The organism is Yoonia sp. GPGPB17, assembly GCF_037892195.1.
GTDB lineage: Bacteria > Pseudomonadota > Alphaproteobacteria > Rhodobacterales > Rhodobacteraceae > Yoonia.
The window spans coordinates 244,103-261,758 of record NZ_JATACI010000002.1; the positions used below are offsets into that span (position 1 = coordinate 244,103).

General features: G+C 59.2%; 19 protein-coding genes. 1 reads left to right on the forward strand and 18 read right to left on the reverse strand.

Features of this window, described 5'->3' with window-relative positions; all coding sequences use genetic code 11:
- Positions 1 to 116: 116 nt before the first annotated feature.
- The gene (locus QTO30_RS01545) at positions 117 to 683 is read left to right on the forward strand and encodes an outer membrane protein (RefSeq protein ID WP_340422045.1); all 567 of its coding nucleotides are present in this window, start codon (positions 117 to 119) and stop codon (positions 681 to 683) included.
- A gap of 287 nt (positions 684 to 970) precedes the next feature.
- Here QTO30_RS01545 and QTO30_RS01550 read toward each other — a convergent pair whose 3' ends face one another.
- From QTO30_RS01550 to QTO30_RS01635, 18 genes are all read right to left on the reverse strand, one after another.
- A complete protein-coding gene (locus tag QTO30_RS01550; RefSeq protein WP_340422047.1) occupies positions 971 to 1,336 on the reverse strand; it encodes a hypothetical protein in 366 nt (121 codons plus the stop codon).
- A 7-nt stretch (positions 1,337 to 1,343) separates the two neighbouring features.
- Entirely contained in the window at positions 1,344 to 2,018 is a 675-nt protein-coding gene (locus QTO30_RS01555; protein ID WP_340422049.1) for a hypothetical protein, read from the reverse strand.
- Positions 1,942 to 2,718, reverse strand: coding sequence for a hypothetical protein (locus tag QTO30_RS01560; RefSeq protein WP_340422050.1), 777 nt, complete (start codon positions 2,716 to 2,718; stop codon positions 1,942 to 1,944). Before QTO30_RS01560 ends, QTO30_RS01555 begins: the two co-directional genes overlap by 77 nt.
- Before the next feature lie 18 nt (positions 2,719 to 2,736).
- Positions 2,737 to 5,037, reverse strand: coding sequence for a hypothetical protein (locus QTO30_RS01565; RefSeq protein WP_340422051.1), 2,301 nt, complete (start codon positions 5,035 to 5,037; stop codon positions 2,737 to 2,739).
- Positions 5,038 to 5,049: 12 nt separating this feature from the next.
- On the reverse strand, positions 5,050 to 5,727 hold the full coding sequence (locus QTO30_RS01570; protein WP_340422052.1) for a hypothetical protein: 678 nt from the start codon (positions 5,725 to 5,727) through the stop codon (positions 5,050 to 5,052).
- Positions 5,728 to 5,765: 38 nt separating this feature from the next.
- Positions 5,766 to 6,497: a hypothetical protein gene (locus QTO30_RS01575; protein ID WP_340422053.1), complete on the reverse strand. Its 732-nt coding sequence runs from the start codon at positions 6,495 to 6,497 to the stop codon at positions 5,766 to 5,768.
- The gene (locus QTO30_RS01580) at positions 6,490 to 6,960 is read right to left on the reverse strand and encodes a hypothetical protein (RefSeq protein WP_340422054.1); all 471 of its coding nucleotides are present in this window, start codon (positions 6,958 to 6,960) and stop codon (positions 6,490 to 6,492) included. The genes QTO30_RS01575 and QTO30_RS01580 overlap by 8 nt, the downstream gene beginning before the upstream one ends.
- A 16-nt stretch (positions 6,961 to 6,976) precedes the next feature.
- Positions 6,977 to 8,062: a hypothetical protein gene (locus QTO30_RS01585; protein ID WP_340422055.1), complete on the reverse strand. Its 1,086-nt coding sequence runs from the start codon at positions 8,060 to 8,062 to the stop codon at positions 6,977 to 6,979.
- Positions 8,022 to 9,047, reverse strand: a complete 1,026-nt coding sequence (locus QTO30_RS01590) for a hypothetical protein (protein WP_340422056.1) — start codon at positions 9,045 to 9,047, stop codon at positions 8,022 to 8,024. The genes QTO30_RS01585 and QTO30_RS01590 overlap by 41 nt, the downstream gene beginning before the upstream one ends.
- Positions 9,040 to 9,678 (reverse strand): hypothetical protein, encoded by a 639-nt coding sequence (locus QTO30_RS01595; protein ID WP_340422057.1) that lies wholly within the window; start codon positions 9,676 to 9,678, stop codon positions 9,040 to 9,042. Before QTO30_RS01595 ends, QTO30_RS01590 begins: the two co-directional genes overlap by 8 nt.
- Before the next feature lie 2 nt (positions 9,679 to 9,680).
- Positions 9,681 to 10,217 carry a hypothetical protein gene (locus tag QTO30_RS01600; protein WP_340422059.1) on the reverse strand — a complete coding sequence of 179 codons (537 nt, stop codon included), beginning with the start codon at positions 10,215 to 10,217 and terminating at the stop codon, positions 9,681 to 9,683.
- On the reverse strand, positions 10,214 to 11,122 hold the full coding sequence (locus tag QTO30_RS01605) for a hypothetical protein (RefSeq protein WP_340422062.1): 909 nt from the start codon (positions 11,120 to 11,122) through the stop codon (positions 10,214 to 10,216). Before QTO30_RS01605 ends, QTO30_RS01600 begins: the two co-directional genes overlap by 4 nt.
- Positions 11,119 to 12,300 (reverse strand): hypothetical protein, encoded by a 1,182-nt coding sequence (locus tag QTO30_RS01610; RefSeq protein WP_340422063.1) that lies wholly within the window; start codon positions 12,298 to 12,300, stop codon positions 11,119 to 11,121. The genes QTO30_RS01605 and QTO30_RS01610 overlap by 4 nt, the downstream gene beginning before the upstream one ends.
- Positions 12,301 to 15,609, reverse strand: a complete 3,309-nt coding sequence (locus QTO30_RS01615) for a hypothetical protein (protein ID WP_340422064.1) — start codon at positions 15,607 to 15,609, stop codon at positions 12,301 to 12,303.
- Positions 15,610 to 15,633: 24 nt separating this feature from the next.
- On the reverse strand, positions 15,634 to 15,906 hold the full coding sequence (locus tag QTO30_RS01620; protein ID WP_340422066.1) for a hypothetical protein: 273 nt from the start codon (positions 15,904 to 15,906) through the stop codon (positions 15,634 to 15,636).
- Positions 15,907 to 15,908: 2 nt separating this feature from the next.
- A complete protein-coding gene (locus QTO30_RS01625) occupies positions 15,909 to 16,202 on the reverse strand; it encodes a hypothetical protein (protein WP_340422068.1) in 294 nt (97 codons plus the stop codon).
- Positions 16,203 to 16,463: 261 nt separating this feature from the next.
- Entirely contained in the window at positions 16,464 to 17,255 is a 792-nt protein-coding gene (locus QTO30_RS01630) for a hypothetical protein (RefSeq protein ID WP_340422070.1), read from the reverse strand.
- Positions 17,252 to 17,653 carry a hypothetical protein gene (locus tag QTO30_RS01635; protein WP_340422071.1) on the reverse strand — a complete coding sequence of 134 codons (402 nt, stop codon included), beginning with the start codon at positions 17,651 to 17,653 and terminating at the stop codon, positions 17,252 to 17,254. The genes QTO30_RS01630 and QTO30_RS01635 overlap by 4 nt, the downstream gene beginning before the upstream one ends.
- Positions 17,654 to 17,656: the final 3 nt, after the last annotated feature.

Consider the following 17,656-nt stretch of genomic DNA (forward strand, 5'->3'; position numbering starts at 1 on the left):
TGTGACCTCATAAATGCTGGGTCAGCCATGACTGGATCTGACGCACAACGGCTTTGTGGTTCCAGCAAGACCGGCAATCGCCGGGCATTCAACCTTTAGTCTCAGGAAATGAATACATGAAACTCTTCCAACGAACTCTGTGTGTCATTGGCGCGGCACTTCTCCCTACAACCGTGTTGGCAGATTGGAGTGGTGTTTACGGCGGCGTCTCTGCCGGTCGCAGCTTTGACGCAGAACTCACATTTGATGATAGCAGCTTGGGAAAGACCGAAACCGAGCCTACGGGCGTCTTTGGTGGCTTTGCGGGCTATCAGTTCCAGAACGAGCAAGTTGTTTACGGTGCTGAAATCGCGTTGTCGCGTGCCCCCGATATCGAAGCATCTGACGATGCCGACCTTGATATGGATGGGAATATTATCGACCTCAAAGGCCGCATTGGCTACGCCGCAGGCAATGGATTGATCTACGGCGTGGCTGGGTTGTCTTCTATCATGATTGACAGCGATGATGGCGAATTTGATGGCTTGGGCGCCAACTTTGGGGTCGGTTACGACTTTCTTGTCGCAGAAAACATTGTTCTGGGGGCAGAATACCTGATCCGCCGCACAACGGGCGACGATGATGACAATGACTTCGATATCGATTCTGACGTGTTGTCGATCCGGGCTGCCTACAAATTCTAAAGGAGTTGAACGACCAAACGAATGTCGCGCCTGTTTGGCGCGGCATTGATGCACCTCTAGCCAATGACAGCTGATGCTTCAGTGTAGGATTGCGCCAGATGTGTCCTGTCGACTGCAGATGCTCGATAACATGCGACGGCCTGCTTTCACCGCAGTGGTGGCATTCGCGTTCCGCTCGTGCTGGCACAAGGATTGCGAAACGACCCCCACATCAGTAGCACTTGTATACTTAGCGCACATTTGCCAGTCCGCTACACTGTGGTTCACGTCAGCGTGCAAAACACCGTCTATTCGGATGAAAGCGGCCCGGCAGCCGACGCCACAATCGCGTTTCCATACAGCGGATCACTGGCCTCATCCCCATTGCGAATGACGGGCTGTGGACCTGCAAGGGGATCAGAGCTGCCGGTCAGTTCGACACTCACGGGCGTACTGGTGCCAGCGCTGGCTGTTGCGGTAACAGTTCCCGCATAGACGAACGTAGCATTTGCTTTCCAAGCAACCTCCGCGTCACCTGACTTGATGTGGGTATAGGTCGTTACAACCAGTTCCCCGCTCCATTCGCCGCCGGGATCGAACCCGGTGAACGGACTCTCCCCCGAGGCAGGTTCGAGCGCGATATCTGCGCTGACAGCGGCCGGTTCGAGCGCCATTGATCAGTTAACCCAAACCGGACACGACGCGCGCCATGCCCTGCCAATTGGTGATTTCATCAATACGTGTCGGCAACCCCGCGCGCTCAAGCATCACGGAGACCTCTTTGGGGCTGGCATCTTCAAGGGCACCCAGCGTGCCAATCCCGCGATCTGTCAGCACATCACGCGCCTTTGGTGGTATGGCAGAGAAGGTTTCCAGCTTGGCGTCATCAATTTGGGCATCGTCGGTGATCAGACCCATCGCACCGATCTTCACAGCGATGCTTGCCCCCGATGCAATGATCCTTTCGGCTTGGCGCTCGCTGAAGCGTCCGGCCAGATCTTTGGGTGAATCGAACCTTGTGCCACCGCTGAAGCCTTTCAAGGCTTCGGTGACCCGCAAACCAGCACCAATCGACTGGCTGCCGAACTTGGCTTCCAACTCGGCGGCGCTAAAGCCTTGGTTGTCGAATGTCTCTTCCAGCAGGTCAGCATTCTCGATGACCCATGTGTTAAAGCGCCCGCCCAATTCGACCCTTGGATCGATATAGCCAGTTTCGGCGTCTTCGACCTTGCTGATCGGGGTCAGGAACATACCCGCAGGGGTCGACCAGACTTCGACGCTATCGCCATTGAACTCGGCATTGGACAGGCGGGTCAGCCGGCATGCCGCCGATGGTGCCGATGTCGCTGTTGCCACGCAGCGCCCAAACGCCGACATGACCCGGATTGATAAGAGGCCCATCGCCACCAACAACGGGCGTGATGCCACCACCAGTACCGAGGTTGCCGAAATTGGCACCCATCCATGGCATCATGTACTGCCAGTCTGGCTGAATGGTTCCAATCCCATTGAAGCCGGGAACAAAGCCCGGGTTGGGGGTGCCCGGCGTGGGCGCGACCCCAAGTGGCGGGTTGAAAGAACCGGGCCAAGGCAGCGGTGTGGGTGTCGGAAACCAGGGTCTGTCGCGCAGCTCGAACACATCGGCATGCAGCGTGTTGATCTGGCCTTTGATTTCCTCCAAGGCGACAGCTACTTGCATCCGTAGGTCCATCAGGCAATTGAGTGCAGTGGCGGCATCGCGTGCCGCAGCGTCCAGATCGGTCTCGATCCGGTGGAAGCGGTCGTTGAATTCATCCGCATCGACCATGTCTTCGCCATTCACCCAATCGCCATGATCAAGTGTGCGTTCATAGGCGGCGCTGCACCCGTCTGTGTCCGAGTCGACAGGCTGCGAGTAGTTGAAGCGCCGCTGTCGTCGGCCAAAGCGTTCAAGGATAATGTTGGCCAGCACGGCCCCCTGCACGTCGTTGGCCAAACCGACCACTTCCATCTGGTTAAGCAGCTCTGCTGTATCCAGATCGTATTCCATGGAAAGAATTTCGCTGATTTCCGGCATCACAAGCTCCTTGGCAAGTTATTCTGGTGGTGTAGGACGGGTTGGCGGTGCACCGGCCCTGCGTGGTTGAAGAAAGGGACGAAAGGTGCGCGAGGCCGTCGGATCAAGCGGCGTGGTTTCGCCCGTGTCGGCAGCGACATGGAACTGGCGCAATTGCCATGTATTGATCTCAACCCCGGCGGGCGCGCGCATCGACAGCATGTTCATGACGTACTCATACTGCGCAAAGGTCAGTTGGCCGTCGTCCTCTTGCGGTCTTATACGGACCTCGAAGGGGTCGGTCGCGCCGCGCCGCTCATAGCCCAAGGCGACCACTGCATAGAGCCCATTTGTACGAAAACGGATCTGCGTTTCGCGCGCGCTTGGGCGTTTGATCTGAACACTCTGGTTGCCACGGCCTCGGATCGTCTTGGACCAACCAGCGGTGGCATCCTGATCAATCGGGATCACAAACCAGCGGATACCAGTTGCCGCCTTGCCGGTCAGGTTCGTGCCGATACCGGGTAAGCCGATCACTGAAATCAGCAGGCTCACGCCGGTGTTGGTAATGACGGGCACGGCAGCAGACAGCCCTGCATCCCGCAAGCCCCGCACCATCGTGCCAAGATCACGCCACGCGGTTGCCTGACCGTTGCGCAAAGCTTGCGAGACCGCATTTGGAAACTGGATGATTGCCCAATCCTCGGGTGGCAGGTTCGGCAGCCGTTCGGCCAGCCGGGGCCAATCATCGACAACGGGCAAACCTGCCGCACGAATGCGCAGGGCTTGAGTCGCATTTGGCGCTAGACCGGTGTCAACAATCGCGGTCGGATCGGCGGCAACCGTGGTTCCGGCCAGCGCATCGGTGGCAGTATCAATGAGGGTCAGCAGCAAGGCCGATCGTGATACCTCTCCGGCTGGCGTGAAGCGGGCCAAAAAGGTGATATCGGTTGTATCTCCGGCCAAGATAGCTTGCTGTTCACCTGAAATGGCGAGGCTTTGTGCATTGGTATGCGAAAGATAGATGCGATCTGCCGACAGCACATGTACTGTGGCAAAGCCACAAGCGGCAAAGAACCACGCGCCCGCACGGTCTTCTGAAACATCTGCAGGCGGTTGCAGGGTTGAAAAGGTTGCAGCGGCCTCTGGGTCTTCGGGCACATCACCGGCGCGCACGGCATCTGCAAGGCCGGTCAGTATCGCGGCGCTGGGGCGCGCGATTTCGGCACCAAGTCCAAGATCAAAGCGCGAACCGTCTTCGGGTGCATGCACCCGGTGGATGCGCAACTGATCCGCCACCCCCAAAATGCGCATCAGGCTTGTTGCACGGTCAAAGGCGCGGGCCAATTCGGGTGCCAAGTCGGCCGTGGTGGTTTGAATATCCAAGGCTTCGCGAAGTCGCCCTCGCATGGCACGCTCTTGGGTTGCTGCCCGACGCGACATGGACCGACGCGAGGGCAATCCGGCCGCAGGGTCAATCAGCACCCAATCGCGCAGGAACGTCATGAACCGGTTGCGGCGTCGGGTGGTTGCTTGCTCGGTTCGGTCAATCGACACCAGACGCACAGCCACCGAAAACGGATTATCGGCTTCATCCAGAACCATCGGCACAGCAGGCCCAATCTGCGAAAGCGGGCCGTCCGCGGCCAGTCGTGCGGCCATATGCGCCGGGCGGGGCAGATTGAATGAGCGGCCAAGTGCGAGACGCATCCGGTAGGCGGCATCATTTTCTTCACCTGTTTCTGTTAACACCTGACCGTCAGCCCTAAGCCGCAAACCATTGCGAAAGCGCGGCATGCCCAGATCAGTGCCATGGCGATCTAGCGATATCCCTTCGGCCCCGTCCAAAGATCTTGCAGCCGCAATCGCCCGGGCATGGCGGCGCACCGCGACGGTTTCAGCTTGTAGCATTTGCAGCAGCTTGCCCGTGCGCCCGCTGACGATACGGGCCTCGAGCCATTCCGCCGTCTCTTCTTGCGTCAAATCGCGCGCCCCCAAACGGGCATCAAGTATGATCTGAAATGGTGCAATCATCTCCGTTTCGGGGTCAGCTGGAGGGGTGTAAAGGGCAAGTGCGCCACCGGCCTCGGTCCAGGACTGAAACCGCGACGGCACTAGGTCGCGTAGCGGGTCTTGCAGTCGTGCCCGTACGGTCAATGCATCGGCAGCGAGATTACGACGCAAACACAAAAACACGGCCGCCTCACGCAGGGGGGCATCAATCCCGATAGAACCATCCGCCGCCAAGGCGCGTTTTTGCACCCGCAAGGATTGGGCCATGGGCCCCGTGATCTCATCACTGAGATGGGTCAGAACGTCAGAGGCGTATGGGTCTTGCATGGTGCACTCCGTTCAAAGGATGGTCAGGCCGCTGGGATCGTCTAGGAAAACGGCCACCTGATCGCGCCCAATGGGGACATTCTCGCCGCAATCCATCAGTGCGGCGTTGCGCACCGTGTTCGTCGTGATTGTATTGCCGAAATCAAGATCCGAGGGCGGTGGCAACGCACGCGCCAGGCGCAGGTCGATCACATCCGACAGGCCCGGTTCGTTCAGCATGACCCATGTGACTTGTGAGGCGCGCACCGGTTCACCGAAACTCAGGTTGCCCAGATAGGCCCGGACCCGTTCCAGCAGGCGGGCCTTGAACTGTACCGCTGCTTCCGAGGCGTTCACGGTGGCGCGGTCGCCGCGCGGCAATGGCTCTCCATTGACCACCAACTGAGCGACGATGCCGACGCCAACTTCGTTTGCGGGCACGATGTCGGGAAAGACGCCAATTGGGCGCACGTCTTCCAGCGCCTCTGCGATACTGGCGCGCAGCCCGTCCGCGCCCGTCCAAATGGCAGCCGGTGAGGGTTTTACAACGACGCGGAACGAATAGGGCGAACCCAGATCGCGTTGCCCGGCAAACAGCCGTTCAATGAAATTGAAGTTACCAAAGATGGATTGTTCGGTATCCAAACCGCCAAACTCGTCAACGACTTGTGCTTCCTCGACGCCCGGCACCAGCAAAACAGCGGTACGCAAAGCTTCAACCGACCAGATCGACCGAGGCGCATTCAGGATCAGGGTGCGGTAACGTTCATCTGGCCAGCCACGCTCCCCCCGGCAAGGGCATTGGCATGGGTGATCACAAGCGCCTCTTCAGTGGTCATATCTGCGTCGGCTGCAAGGCGTTGCAGGGTTTCAAGCTTACTATCAAAAGGATGCCAGCGCGCGATCAGTTGATCTGGCTGGGCAGGGTCAAGATTATGCTGCGGTCCGGGGTAAAAAGCCTGCACAGCAACGGTCTGGCTGGTTTGCCCCTCGCTGAAGCGCGCGCTTTGTGCCAGCGCCACGTGATGCCCACCCGCGGTCAGCATCCGCGCGCCCGCATCAATCACCACCCCGCCTGCGGGCATGGGGATGGCAAGGTCCAGTTGCACTGACCCTTCGGCTTGCAGAAAGGGGCGCGGCAACCCCAGCTCTTCGCCGCGACGATCAAGTGCGGCCTCGCGCGCGGTGCTGACGTTGCCGGAATCATAAAGGGCGCCAAGATGCACATAGGTTCTGGCATGATCAAGCGACGTCATCTCAATAATGCGGCGCATCGCAGAGCCGGGACGTACGTCGATGTCATCGCCGAAATAGAGCTTTGCACGCGCCAGACCTTCTGCCACCAAACGGGCATAAGGTTTTGGCACAAATCCTTTGTCCCCAAGCCCATAAGGTCCACCGGCACTATCGCGCAGTTCAGCCTCTGCAATTGCAGCCGGGTCAAAAGCGGCGTCCTCAATGGGTGAAATATCGCTAGCCATAGGGAATGCCCTCCACATCCAATGTCGCACGTTCGTCCAAGATCGTGTCGAACATCACTTTGAGATTAAGTTCGGTCTGGCGCTGGCCAGGGGCCGCTGGGTCGTCATCCACTTGTACCTCCAGTATCCGGCGTACTCTGGGGTCGGCCTTTAGGACACTGACGACAGCCACTTTCACGGCTTCGCGGCGCATGAACGGGTCAGATTGGTCTGCCAGTGCCTGAAACGCGCCGGACCCGAAGGTGGTGTTCAGCGGGTCTGTTCCCAGCCCAGTGGTCAGGGCGACTGACAGGTCTTGTAACAAAACATCGATCCCTTCGATCATACGCAGATCGCGCGGCGCGCCTTCGGCAACTGGCCCGGAAAAGTCCAGATCGAGGCCGATATCGCCTTCAGGATCAATCGGTTTTAAACCGATCCCCCGGCCAAAGGCGCGACGTCTTTGGTGCTGCGTCTGGGTCATTTTCCCTCACTTTGGTTCATGATTTCACCACGTTGACAGCGCCCGACACCGAGAACTCGACGTCTTCGGCATCAAACTTGACCTGTTTGCCGGTGATGGTGATGTTGCCGTCTTTATCCAGCACGATCTTGGCGCCACCGTCCTTTTGGTGGATCACGACCGCTTGTGCCTCGGCGCTTTCGGGGGCTTCCGGCCGGACACCTTGCCCGCCCAGGGCGGCTGCCCCGACACGGATGACAAATTGGCCCACTTCGATGGTGCGATTGCCCTGCGCGTCGGTCAGATCATTTGCCGCCTTCGCATCCGTGGGAGGCATGACCGGTTCGCTCAGGTCTGTTGCCTCGCCGTAGCCAGCGGGAACGCCTGTGGGCAGTGACAACCACCAATCCCCTGCTTCAGCAGTCTGCGGACCGGCGGCGTCTGCCCCGTTGTTGCGATGCCAAACGGCACCCAGATCAACGGGGTCCTTTCTTGCGCCACCACGGTGGCTTAATAAAACGCGCATGCCAGCATATCGCGGCAGAACCTGACCAAACCGCCCCCACGCAAAGGGTGTTGTATATGGCACAGCATTGACAGCGTTGTTGCGGTGGCGTGCGATGTTGCCGAAGCGAACCTGATTTTCGGGGCCGCTGTTTTGGATCAAACCCCGCAATACACCGCTGGTGAACTTACCCGCGTCGTCTTCTGTTGCGGTATGCACGCGCACTTCACCGATATTGGGCCAGGCACGGCGGCGCATGCGACGTTCGACGAGCTGTGATACCTCCAGCGCGATTGCGCTTTCAGGTGTGCCATCATCAATCTCGGCTTCCCGCACATCGCCGTCAGCGCTTGGGGCTTCGCTATGCACGTCCCAGATCGCATCTGGCGCTGAACCGTCAGGATCAATTTCGACGCAGGTAAGCGTGGTCTGAAAACCCTGATTCTTGCCAAGATGATGCACCAGTGCAGAGACGTAGAGCGAAACGGTTTCGGTCTCAATTCCGAGGGCACCGATGCTGGTTTCGCGCGCATCCGCCGAGTTGGGGGCTACTTGTACGACATCGCCTGCCAATATGTCAGGCGCGCCAATCAATGTGACCCGAAACACCCGTCGCATAGGTGGGCGTGCATCTGCGCCAAGCCTCTGCAAATGAGAACGCGGGGTCCTTGGGGCGCCGACCGACCACCTGACAGGACAGCAGACCACCAGCCACGGTGAGTGTGCGGATACCCGCGACCCCATCTGGTGGAATATCCCGGTCAGTCCCTATGTAAATCCGACCGCCCCGCAGCAAGATGGCGTCGCGACCATGCTTGTTCGCTTCGATCTCAAGTCCAGCGGACATCTCACGCAGCGCTTCAAGGGCAGGGCGGCCGATATCCAGTGTGATCACCGGATCGCGCGGACCATCAGCCATTGGCAATGGGATTGGGATTGGCAGGCTTGCAGGCTCGATAAAGTCGCTTAGGCCAACCTGATCAAGGATACCACGCGACGCTTCGATGTAGTCAGCCGAAGGTACGGCATCCGCAAGCCGCTTCTCTGAAAGGACATGGGTGATGTAGTCACGGCCCGTCAGCCGCAGGCGCAGTTGAGGGCCTTCAACCTGCGCAGTGACCTCTGAGATGACAAAACGGCCGACGTCATAGAGGCCTTCTGGGGTCGTGTTCTTGCCAATCGGTATGATCCCAAGCCACTTGGCCGCCTGCCAGCCCATCTGCACCTCGGCGATCAGCGGCTCTTGTGCCTCGGCGCAGATATCCAGCGCACGAGCGAGGTTTTCGTAGTCTTTGCGCGTTGCCCGTTCGAGGTCGACGCGTAGCCCTGAGCCGCCAAGGCTTACCTGCGTGTCGACCTCAATATGCCCGTAATAGTCTTTGCGTGACAGTGTCTGAAAAGCTGGCGGTAGGCTGGTGCCGCCGCCAGCCAATGCGGCAACCGCGCTGCCAGCGACGGCACCCAGATCAATGGCGTCTAGCCCAAGTGCTGACAAAATTTGCATGCTGACATCTGTCGTTGCGGCATGAAGCGTGACTTTCCAGTCGGCTGTACGTCCCGGAACGGGCCGTTCGGCGCCGGGCAGGCTGGGTGCGCTAACCATCAAACCCCTCCCATCCATAGCCAACCCAGCGCCCAGACCCGGGACCTGGTGCACCACTTTGCGGCTGGGCCAGCCCGCGACCTAAGTCCGGGTCAGCTGGCAATGGTGCTGCGATGGTCCCATCCAGACGGTGAAGAACGGTGCGTCGCGCTGTGGGGGCCTGAAAACTCTGCGTTGATTGCGTGGCCAGATGTGCCCAGCCAAGCCTGATAAAACACCCAAAGTCGCCATCCTTGAGGATGGACCCGGCATGGACACGCCAATCTAGGATGCGCAGCGCGATGCGCGCGCCATCCGAGATGCCAAAATAGCGGGTTGGGCCGCGTGTCAGCGCAACCGCAGCGATCAGTTTGGCATCAGAGCGTAACAAGAGCCGTAGTGGTGTTGCGCCCTCTGGCCCGATGCTTTGCGCCTGTGAGACGACCTGATCGGGTTCCGCTTGCATCCAATGCCGCGCCAACCCACCAGCAGCCACAAGGATCGCGTCAAAACCGCCGCCCAAGGAAAAAGTTGAAGGCAAGCCGCCGGTGATCCTGTGATCAACCTCTGCCATCGTAGCCGCAAGCGGGGCAGGGCGGCTTTTGACCAAAGTACCTACGATCGGAGAAAGGGGGATAGGGGCAAGGGCCATGATTACACCGTGAAATCCATAAGAGTACCGACCCCGACGGCAGCGGCATCAAGAATCTGCGCCAGAGGGCCGGGGCGCGGGAGATGCGCCAACGAGATGGACACATCAATCACATCGCGCCGTGACGCATTTGCCGAAAACGACAAAGAGCGCACGAACATATCCGTCCGGATGGTCATTGTCGTGATCAGGATCAGCCCGCCCACTTTGCCCATCGTCGTCTTTTCAAGGAATGAGCCGCGCATCGATTGTTCGGCCTGAATTTCCAGCAGCTCCTTAAAGATGAAACGGTCCCATCCGATCAATGACCCGTTGAGCGAGATCGTATCGTCATGAGTATCGACCAACTGGCGGGACGCGGATGATGTAAGCGGCGGCAGATGATAGCTCTCAGAGATCGACATCATCGAAACGGACCAGAGCGGGACGATCAATGGACCATCAGCGATAATCGCACTGGGGATCGACTTGGGGATAAAGCCAACCTGCCCGTTGACGTCGCCCTGCACGAAAGATGTCAGATAGCTGCGCTTGCTCATGATGCGTTTCCATTCTGTGCGTCGGGGGTGTCCGGCAGGTGAATGTCGCCTGCAATGATCCAACCGGTCACGACATCCAGCACAGGCCCCACCGCTGCGGCGCTGCCGGGATCATTGCCAAACGATTTTAGGATCAGATCGGTGGGGCGCGCTGCGTCTGCGTTCGTGATTGTCAGAACCAGACTACCGGGCCCGGTGCCAAAGCGGCAGTACCCTGGGATATCCCCTTTGACCGGCCCAAGCTCATCTTTGCCAAAGACCGTCACTCCGGCCTGCGGCAGCAGAAGCCCGTCTGTCACTTCCAACAGCGCAATGTGACCGCGTCCGGGCGATACGCTGGCCGCTTTGGCGGCGTCGGTGATGTCGGTGGCCGTGCTGCCCGGCCGTGTATCAACGTGAGAAGGGTGTGCCGAGATTGCATCGCGCAGTGCGGTGATTTGCTGGTCAATCAGGCGTGTTCCATACCATGGAGGGCGGCCCGTTTCGGTGGATTCCAAAAAAGTCGCCAGATCAGGTGCACATAGAACACAGGTCGATGGTTCCACATAAACCTTGTCTACCGCAAAGATGGCGCCTGCGCCCCGGTATAGTACATTTTGCGCATCAACAAAGAAGACATACCCCGACCGATCCCATCCAAATAAAACAGCCCCGGGGAATGCGCGTTGGACAACACTTTGTGCGGGATGCGCGGCGGCCTCTTGCAGGTCAAAGACATCGTAGGCATGTAGCATCAACCCATCATGGACCCCATAAAGTGCTGCCAATGCCGGTGTAAGGCGACCCATCGCCAAAGCCAGCGCAAGATCTGTGCGCGCGACAGGTGCGGGATGGGGTGGCAGATGCCGTTTGGCAAAGGCGGTGACACGATCTTCGGAGGAGGGAAGCACGGTGGTAGCGATCATGGCGTCCCCCAAAGTTTAGCTGGGCGCCAGGTGCCAAGCAGATCACCGTAGAGACTTGGATCGATCCTTGGAAAGACGTGATCTCTAAAGTAAACATCGTGCGCCGTCAGGTAGTTGCGGATTGCCTGTTCGGACACACCGACGCTGCGCATCTCCCGCTCGGCGATCCGGCGCATTTGATCGTAGGTGACCGAGCCCAGTTCTTGATCTGTCAGCCGTGAGCCGGGTTCTGTAAAACGCGGTTCGGACGTGCGGCCTTCGATGGCTGTGATCCGAGCGTGCGGCGAACCGGTGCGCGAATTGCGCAGCCAGATTGTTGGCGCGGCGTGCCTGTCGTAGCCGAAGCCGCCAAAACGCGCCTCCATCGGTGCCGCCTGCACACCATGGTGCGCATTCAGCAGTGACGTGGTGCGTGGTTTGTTTCCATAAGGATCGACAAAAACGGCTTCTTCCCTGATGGTAAGCTCGGTTCCGTCGCGCTGACGTGATGTCACAATAAGAATCTCGCGCCCGTCAACTTCTTCGACCCTTAACCGCCCGGTCGAGCCATCCTCAAATGTATTGATAAACTCTGACGGATTGTCAGGATCAGGACGCCAATCCTTGCGATGTGCGCGGCTTTGGTTGAACGCATAGCCTTCGTCACCCGGCAGGCGGCCCGCCCTGTCGCGGAAATCCTCATCAACAAGACGCCCGCCCGCCTGGCTGTCTTGTTCGCGAAAGCGCGGGCTCTGTGTGCCATCAGGATCCAGTAACTCGCCGCGAAAGCGGCTGCCCAAGGCGTCTTGTTCTGACGGGAGCAGGCGGAAACTATCGACCGGGCTGCTGGCGTTATTGATTGCCTCGTCCAGTTCCATGTAGTCGCGCAAAAGCCGCTGCAGTTCGGCATCCACATCAATCGTGCTATCGCCGCCCCGTCGCATCAGCCCACCGTAGATGCCATCAATGCGGGTGCGGATATCCATAATTTGATCAATCTGCGCGCCGCGGATTGCGACATAGTGGTCACCTGCACGCCGCATGACGACAACCATCATATCCTCGACCACATCTGCACCGCGTTGACCGTAGCGGGCGGTTAGCTGATCGCGCAGGCGCGACAGGTTCGGTGAGGCGGCAATCGCCTCGGTGATGTTGAAGGCATCAGCGCCTTGGACAAAGCGGAACAAGCGGGCCATCTATGGATCCCCCCTGCGGGCAACTTCTGCCCCTTCGGGACGCCGCGCGCGTTCGTCATCGCCCTCTTGCAGGCGCTGTTCGATCCGATGGGCGTCGCGGGCCTGTTCGGCTTCACTGCCCAATGCGGGGTTTTCAGCCGTGGCATCAGGGAGCGACAGCACCGTGTCGGTCAGAGACAGTTCTCGTTGCAGCTGCATGACCACTGGGCCCATGGCCTGCTGCATAACCTGCCCCATGACCTGATCTTGTGCCAGTTCGGTCATAAAGGCCATTGGCAGCCCACGTTTCAAGTTGCTTGCGATTTCTTCAGCCACATCACGGGTGATCCCGCGTATGGCGCGGCGACCCGCGTTACGCGCCCCAGATCGGGCCACTCCCATCACCCCGCGGCCACCCAATCTGAGCGCCTTACCCGCCAAAGGAATGACGCTAAAGACGGCCTCGAGTTCCGCCATGAACAGATCCAACTCTGCCGTTGCATCTGTGACGATCTGATCATTGTCAAATAGCCCTTCAACAATGTCCATTTGTTCATGTGCCGCGTAGAGACGGCCACCGGCAACAGCGATCCCCAATGCGATGCCTGCCGGCGGGAAAACGACTGACAACAGAACGGTTCCCGTCAGTTCAAAGAACTGCAGCAACGATTGTGTCCCAAGCTCCACACCGAATGCGTAATCAATGGCTGACCCATAGAATGGGTCACCCATGAAGGCGTCGCCAATCGCATTATGCGCAACAAGGTGAATGCCGCCCAGCTGGACTGACGTACCCGGAATAGTGGCGCGCTCGATACTCTCGTTAATCTTTGAGGCACGGAATGCATACTGCGGGCTGTCTTCGGCGTCGCGCAGGACTTCTGTGTTGCTTTCAAGCATCTCAGTCAGGAGCGCGTGAATGTACTCGCGCGATGTCTCGGGATCGTTCTGGGCGATGATAACGGCCTGTGGCAGATCCTTGACCTTGCCGACCAGTGGGTCGATGGCTTGCGCGACACCGCTGCGCATCGCAATGGCTTGGTTCAACTCGTCCCGTGTCCAGATCTTGCCATTCTCGTCACGGACACCGTAGCCGCCACTTTCCAGCAGTATGACTGTCGCCTCTGTTGTGGCTTCACCGATGTTGTCTTCGCTGTCAGAGATAATCTCGGCGGTATCGGATGCGCCAATCGAAGCCATCAGCGCTTCGCGTGCGTCACGCCAGTTTGTTGCCACAACGCTGACGGTAGATTCCATATCCGGCTCAACAAGAGCATAGAATGAATTCAGCCGCTCGCGCAGCAGTTCAAGGCGCGCCTGGGGTGCCAGGAAGGTGCGCAGGAGGCTGTCAAAGAGCGGCCAATAGTTTTCAAAGTTGTTCAGCCGCTCAAGGATCTGCTGGCGCGACGACAAGCAGGATTGTAACAGGCAGGATTGGCATGCCACCTTGAAGCCAAAGCCGATGCTCTGCTTGATTTCAGGGACAAAGGCCTCGCGCAGCCGCAGCGTCCAAAGTGTGCCCTCGCCCTGGAAATAACCACCGAGTTTAGCCGCCTGCGCTGGGTCGCGATACAGATGATAAAAAGCGTCCAGCATGCGTTTCATCAAAGGTACGGTGCCTGCAAGATGTCGGATTGTATCTATGACAGGGCTTGGTTCCGGTTCGAAATCGACATCGCCAAGTGTGCCGTCTTGCCCTTCAAGTAACCGCATAACTGCCGCGCGTTCGCCTGCAAAGCCCGATGCCCCTGCCGCCCGACCGCCCCAGACCTTGGCCGCATTCACAATGAATTGGCCTGCGTATTTACACTCGGGCATCGATAGCCGCCACGCAATGCGGCGCATCAGTTCGGCGATTTCGCTCGCCGCGTCGCCCAAAGCGTCCAGCGTTGGCTCATCGTTGAATGGTTCGCACACCAGGCTGTCGCCGGGTGACCGCAGGGTCGGCGCCGGGAAAGGGAAACGCTGCGGTGTGACAGTACCGGTGGCATCAGGATCGTCGCCACCTGAGCCGCCCGCGCCATCGCCGTCAGTGCCGGCTTCACCGGTCCCGCCTTCACCACCACCGCCGGTGCCATCGCCACCACCCTCGCCGCCGCGGCCATCGCGGGCCACATCGCCACCATCATCGGCATCGCCGCCCGCGCCAGCGGGGCCGCCTGCTTCGCCGGTCTCAAGTGCGGCTGTCGGTGTCAGATATGCGATGGAGTAAAGCGGAAGCGTTGTCTGCTCGCCAAATAAATCTTCAAAAAAACCGGGCAATCGTTGACCGGTTGTCGTTGCCAGCGTTGCGACAACAAGAGGACGGCCCCCGGATTCAATTCTGGCGTCCCTCAGAATGCGCTGCACGTTCTCCAACATGCGCTCGCGGTACATGCGATGAACAGCGGCGCGATCCTCAGGTGTGGCATTCATGTCAAATGCCTCATCAATTGCCGCATCCAGTCGCGCTCTGTCCCTGGCGACGGCCAAATCCGCGAGTGTGGTTTCAAGATCACTGCCAGCCGATGCACGGATGAGGTTTTGGATACCGATAAGGCTGTGCCGACCGGAGCCACGATCACTTGGTGTCAATCCACGTTCAACATCAATGCTGTAAGATTCGACGCTACCAATCGTGAAAGTGCCGACAGATCGCAGGTTTTCAGGATCGCCTGCATAGTCAATGACAATTGCCCTGCGCGTGAGTTCACCCATGGCATTTGGCCCGACAAAGATGAAACCAACCCGTTGATGCGGGATTTCATGGCCTTGTTCGATAGCGCTCAGAATGACCAAACGTACGGCGCGCAAGAGATCGGTCTGACCGGTGTAGTGATAGTAGGCACCTTCCCAGACCGTTCGGTCATAGGTTTCGCGTACATATGCTGGTGTGCCCAAAAAGGCGACCGTTGCCCGGCGGGGTGGTGCGTCGCGCGTGCCCTCTGTACCGTCCGTTTCGTAACTGTCGAGGATGTAACTTGCTGCGAGGAGCTGATCATCCTCAAAAGGTGCACGGGCATCAGCGGGCAGTGGTTCGGCGGCTGCAGGTATGTCGCCTTGACCTTGCAAAGCTGCATGAGAGCGTTCGGCGATCAGGTCGGCAAAAAGTGTATCGCAGGCCTCTAAGTCCTCGGGTTCAAGTCCGCTCAGGCCTTCGCCGCTCCATTTGGTTGCTGGCACCAGAACGTCGTAGGACAGATCACTGCCCCGGTCAGAAAACTCGGTGACCATGTTGTCCAATGCGCGGTCCAGCGCACGGCTCAAGGCATCGCGCAGTGCGCCGTGCCCGCTGCGCGCGGTGCGGGCGTCGATCCGCAACTTCACGGGTATTCTGGCGTGGACACTCATATGGCGCACCGCATCTGCATTGGGTTAGCCCAGACGCCGCAGGCGGCGTGCGGCGCGCGTCATAAGCTCAGCCGCCGCAAGATCAGCTTCGCCTTCAGCACCGCCTGTGACGACTTCGACCTCGACAGGAAAGACCACCTGCACTGCGGCTTGCGCATCGTCACCTGCTGCGACGGCCTGTGCCTCTGATCCCGCGCTGGGATAGACAGTTTCGCCCTCGTGCACGACGGCCAGCCCGGTGCGCGTCACACGCTTGGGCCGTCTGTCACCGCCACCAGGGGTCAGTCTGAACCGCATGATCAGCCTTCCTCTTCAACGGGAACGCCTGATTTGGTATCAGCAGCTCCCATCGCGCCCATCGTGCCGTCTGTGCCATCCGCCATTGAGCTTGCGGCAAGTGCAAAGCCCGAGAAAGTCGCCGTCGGCGCGCCGGAAATGGCAGCATTCGTCGGCGTGGCATTCGTGATGATGCAGTCCGACAGGACGATACTTTCGAAGGCCCAGTCGTCCTCTTCGCCCTCTTGGGTTTCAAGTATGATGTTGAAGGGTTGACCCTTGATTGCAAGCTGCGTCAGCTTTGCCGTGCGGCGCACCAGTTCCGCCAATAGCCTTAACTGTCATTGAGAAATTGATCTGATCGGGCGAGTAGATCACCCCCAGATGCGTGTCCTCGATCGAATGCACCGGCTCTGCCTGAAATGAAAAGCTTGGTTGCAAAGAATCGATGGGGGTAACGGAAATGGGGTCCTCCGATCCGGGTGCTTCGACAGAAACGGATAGTCTTGAGCGCCAGTTCATTGACATGTCTTAGTCCTCTCTTGTGGCAATAGCCTTGGTTTGGTCAGTGACCGGATTTAGGTGTATGTCGGGGCCAGATTGATCTTGAGCAGATGGATCGATGGCCCAAGCACGATATTGACCATCATCTGAACCTCACGGTTGCCGCGCGCTTCGGTGACGAGGTTGGTTTGCGGTGCAGTCCAACTGGCCCGTGGCGCACGCAGGATCTCCAGCACAGGTATGCGGACCTCAAAAGCGTCGATGCCACCGGGGCCAAGCAGGCGACCCAGAATGCCCTGCGCACGGGTCGCAACCGAGATCAGCCCGGCCTTGGTGATCCGTGCATCCCCGATCATGTTGATTAGGCCTGCTTTCAGACGGAATTCCACATCATCCAAAAGGCGCACGACATCGATGTAGCCAAGTGTGGCGTCATCCGTGTAGGTGCGCCCGTCGGCAAAGTGTAGGCTGGGCCCGGCGATCAATGCCGGATCAATGATGGGGATGATATCCAAAGCGGCAATCGCTTTGATTTCACTGGGTGAATACTGCGCCTCAAGCGGGATCTGGAACCCGCCTAAGCGTTTCAAGACCATCGAGGTTGCTGGCGCCTGACCGGCAATAGCAGCGGCAGCAGCACAGGCGATCTGTGCATCCCCGCCGCCACTGACGGCACCACGCGCCGCGATAGCGATGCTGCGCGACGACCGGAAATCGACCAGTGCGGAATCTGCGGCCGCCGCATAGGGCCCCGCACCTTCGGCCGTGAGCGCCGGATCGAGGGCGAAGACAGCCATCCTTTTGTCACCGCCTGTGGCGGCTGCCTGCACATGGGCAAAGAGGGCGGCAACATCCGGGTTTGTCACCGACGCCGATGTCCGGCATCGGGTGGCGCACTTGCCACGATGCCTGCCAATGTCACGAACGTCACATCGTCCGCAGCGTTCAACGAGGCAAGCGCTGCGGGAATGCCGTCCGCCGCAGCTTTAACGCCATAAACCTTGCTGGGCCCAGGCGATTGAGTCATTGCTGCGACCAGCCCCTCATAAAGGGGGCTCGTTGCGGTGACCGCACCATCGCCGTCGACGGTGGCGAACATATTGGCGGCTTCCTCAAGCGAGCCGACAATACGTGGCGTATTCGCTGGCGCATCGCCAAGTGTGCTGACGCCAACCACGGCCAGGACACCGGGGGCTCGGCGCATCACCGGCGCGAGGCCGGACGTGTCTACGTCGACGTCTACAAAGGGATATGCAATGGACATGCG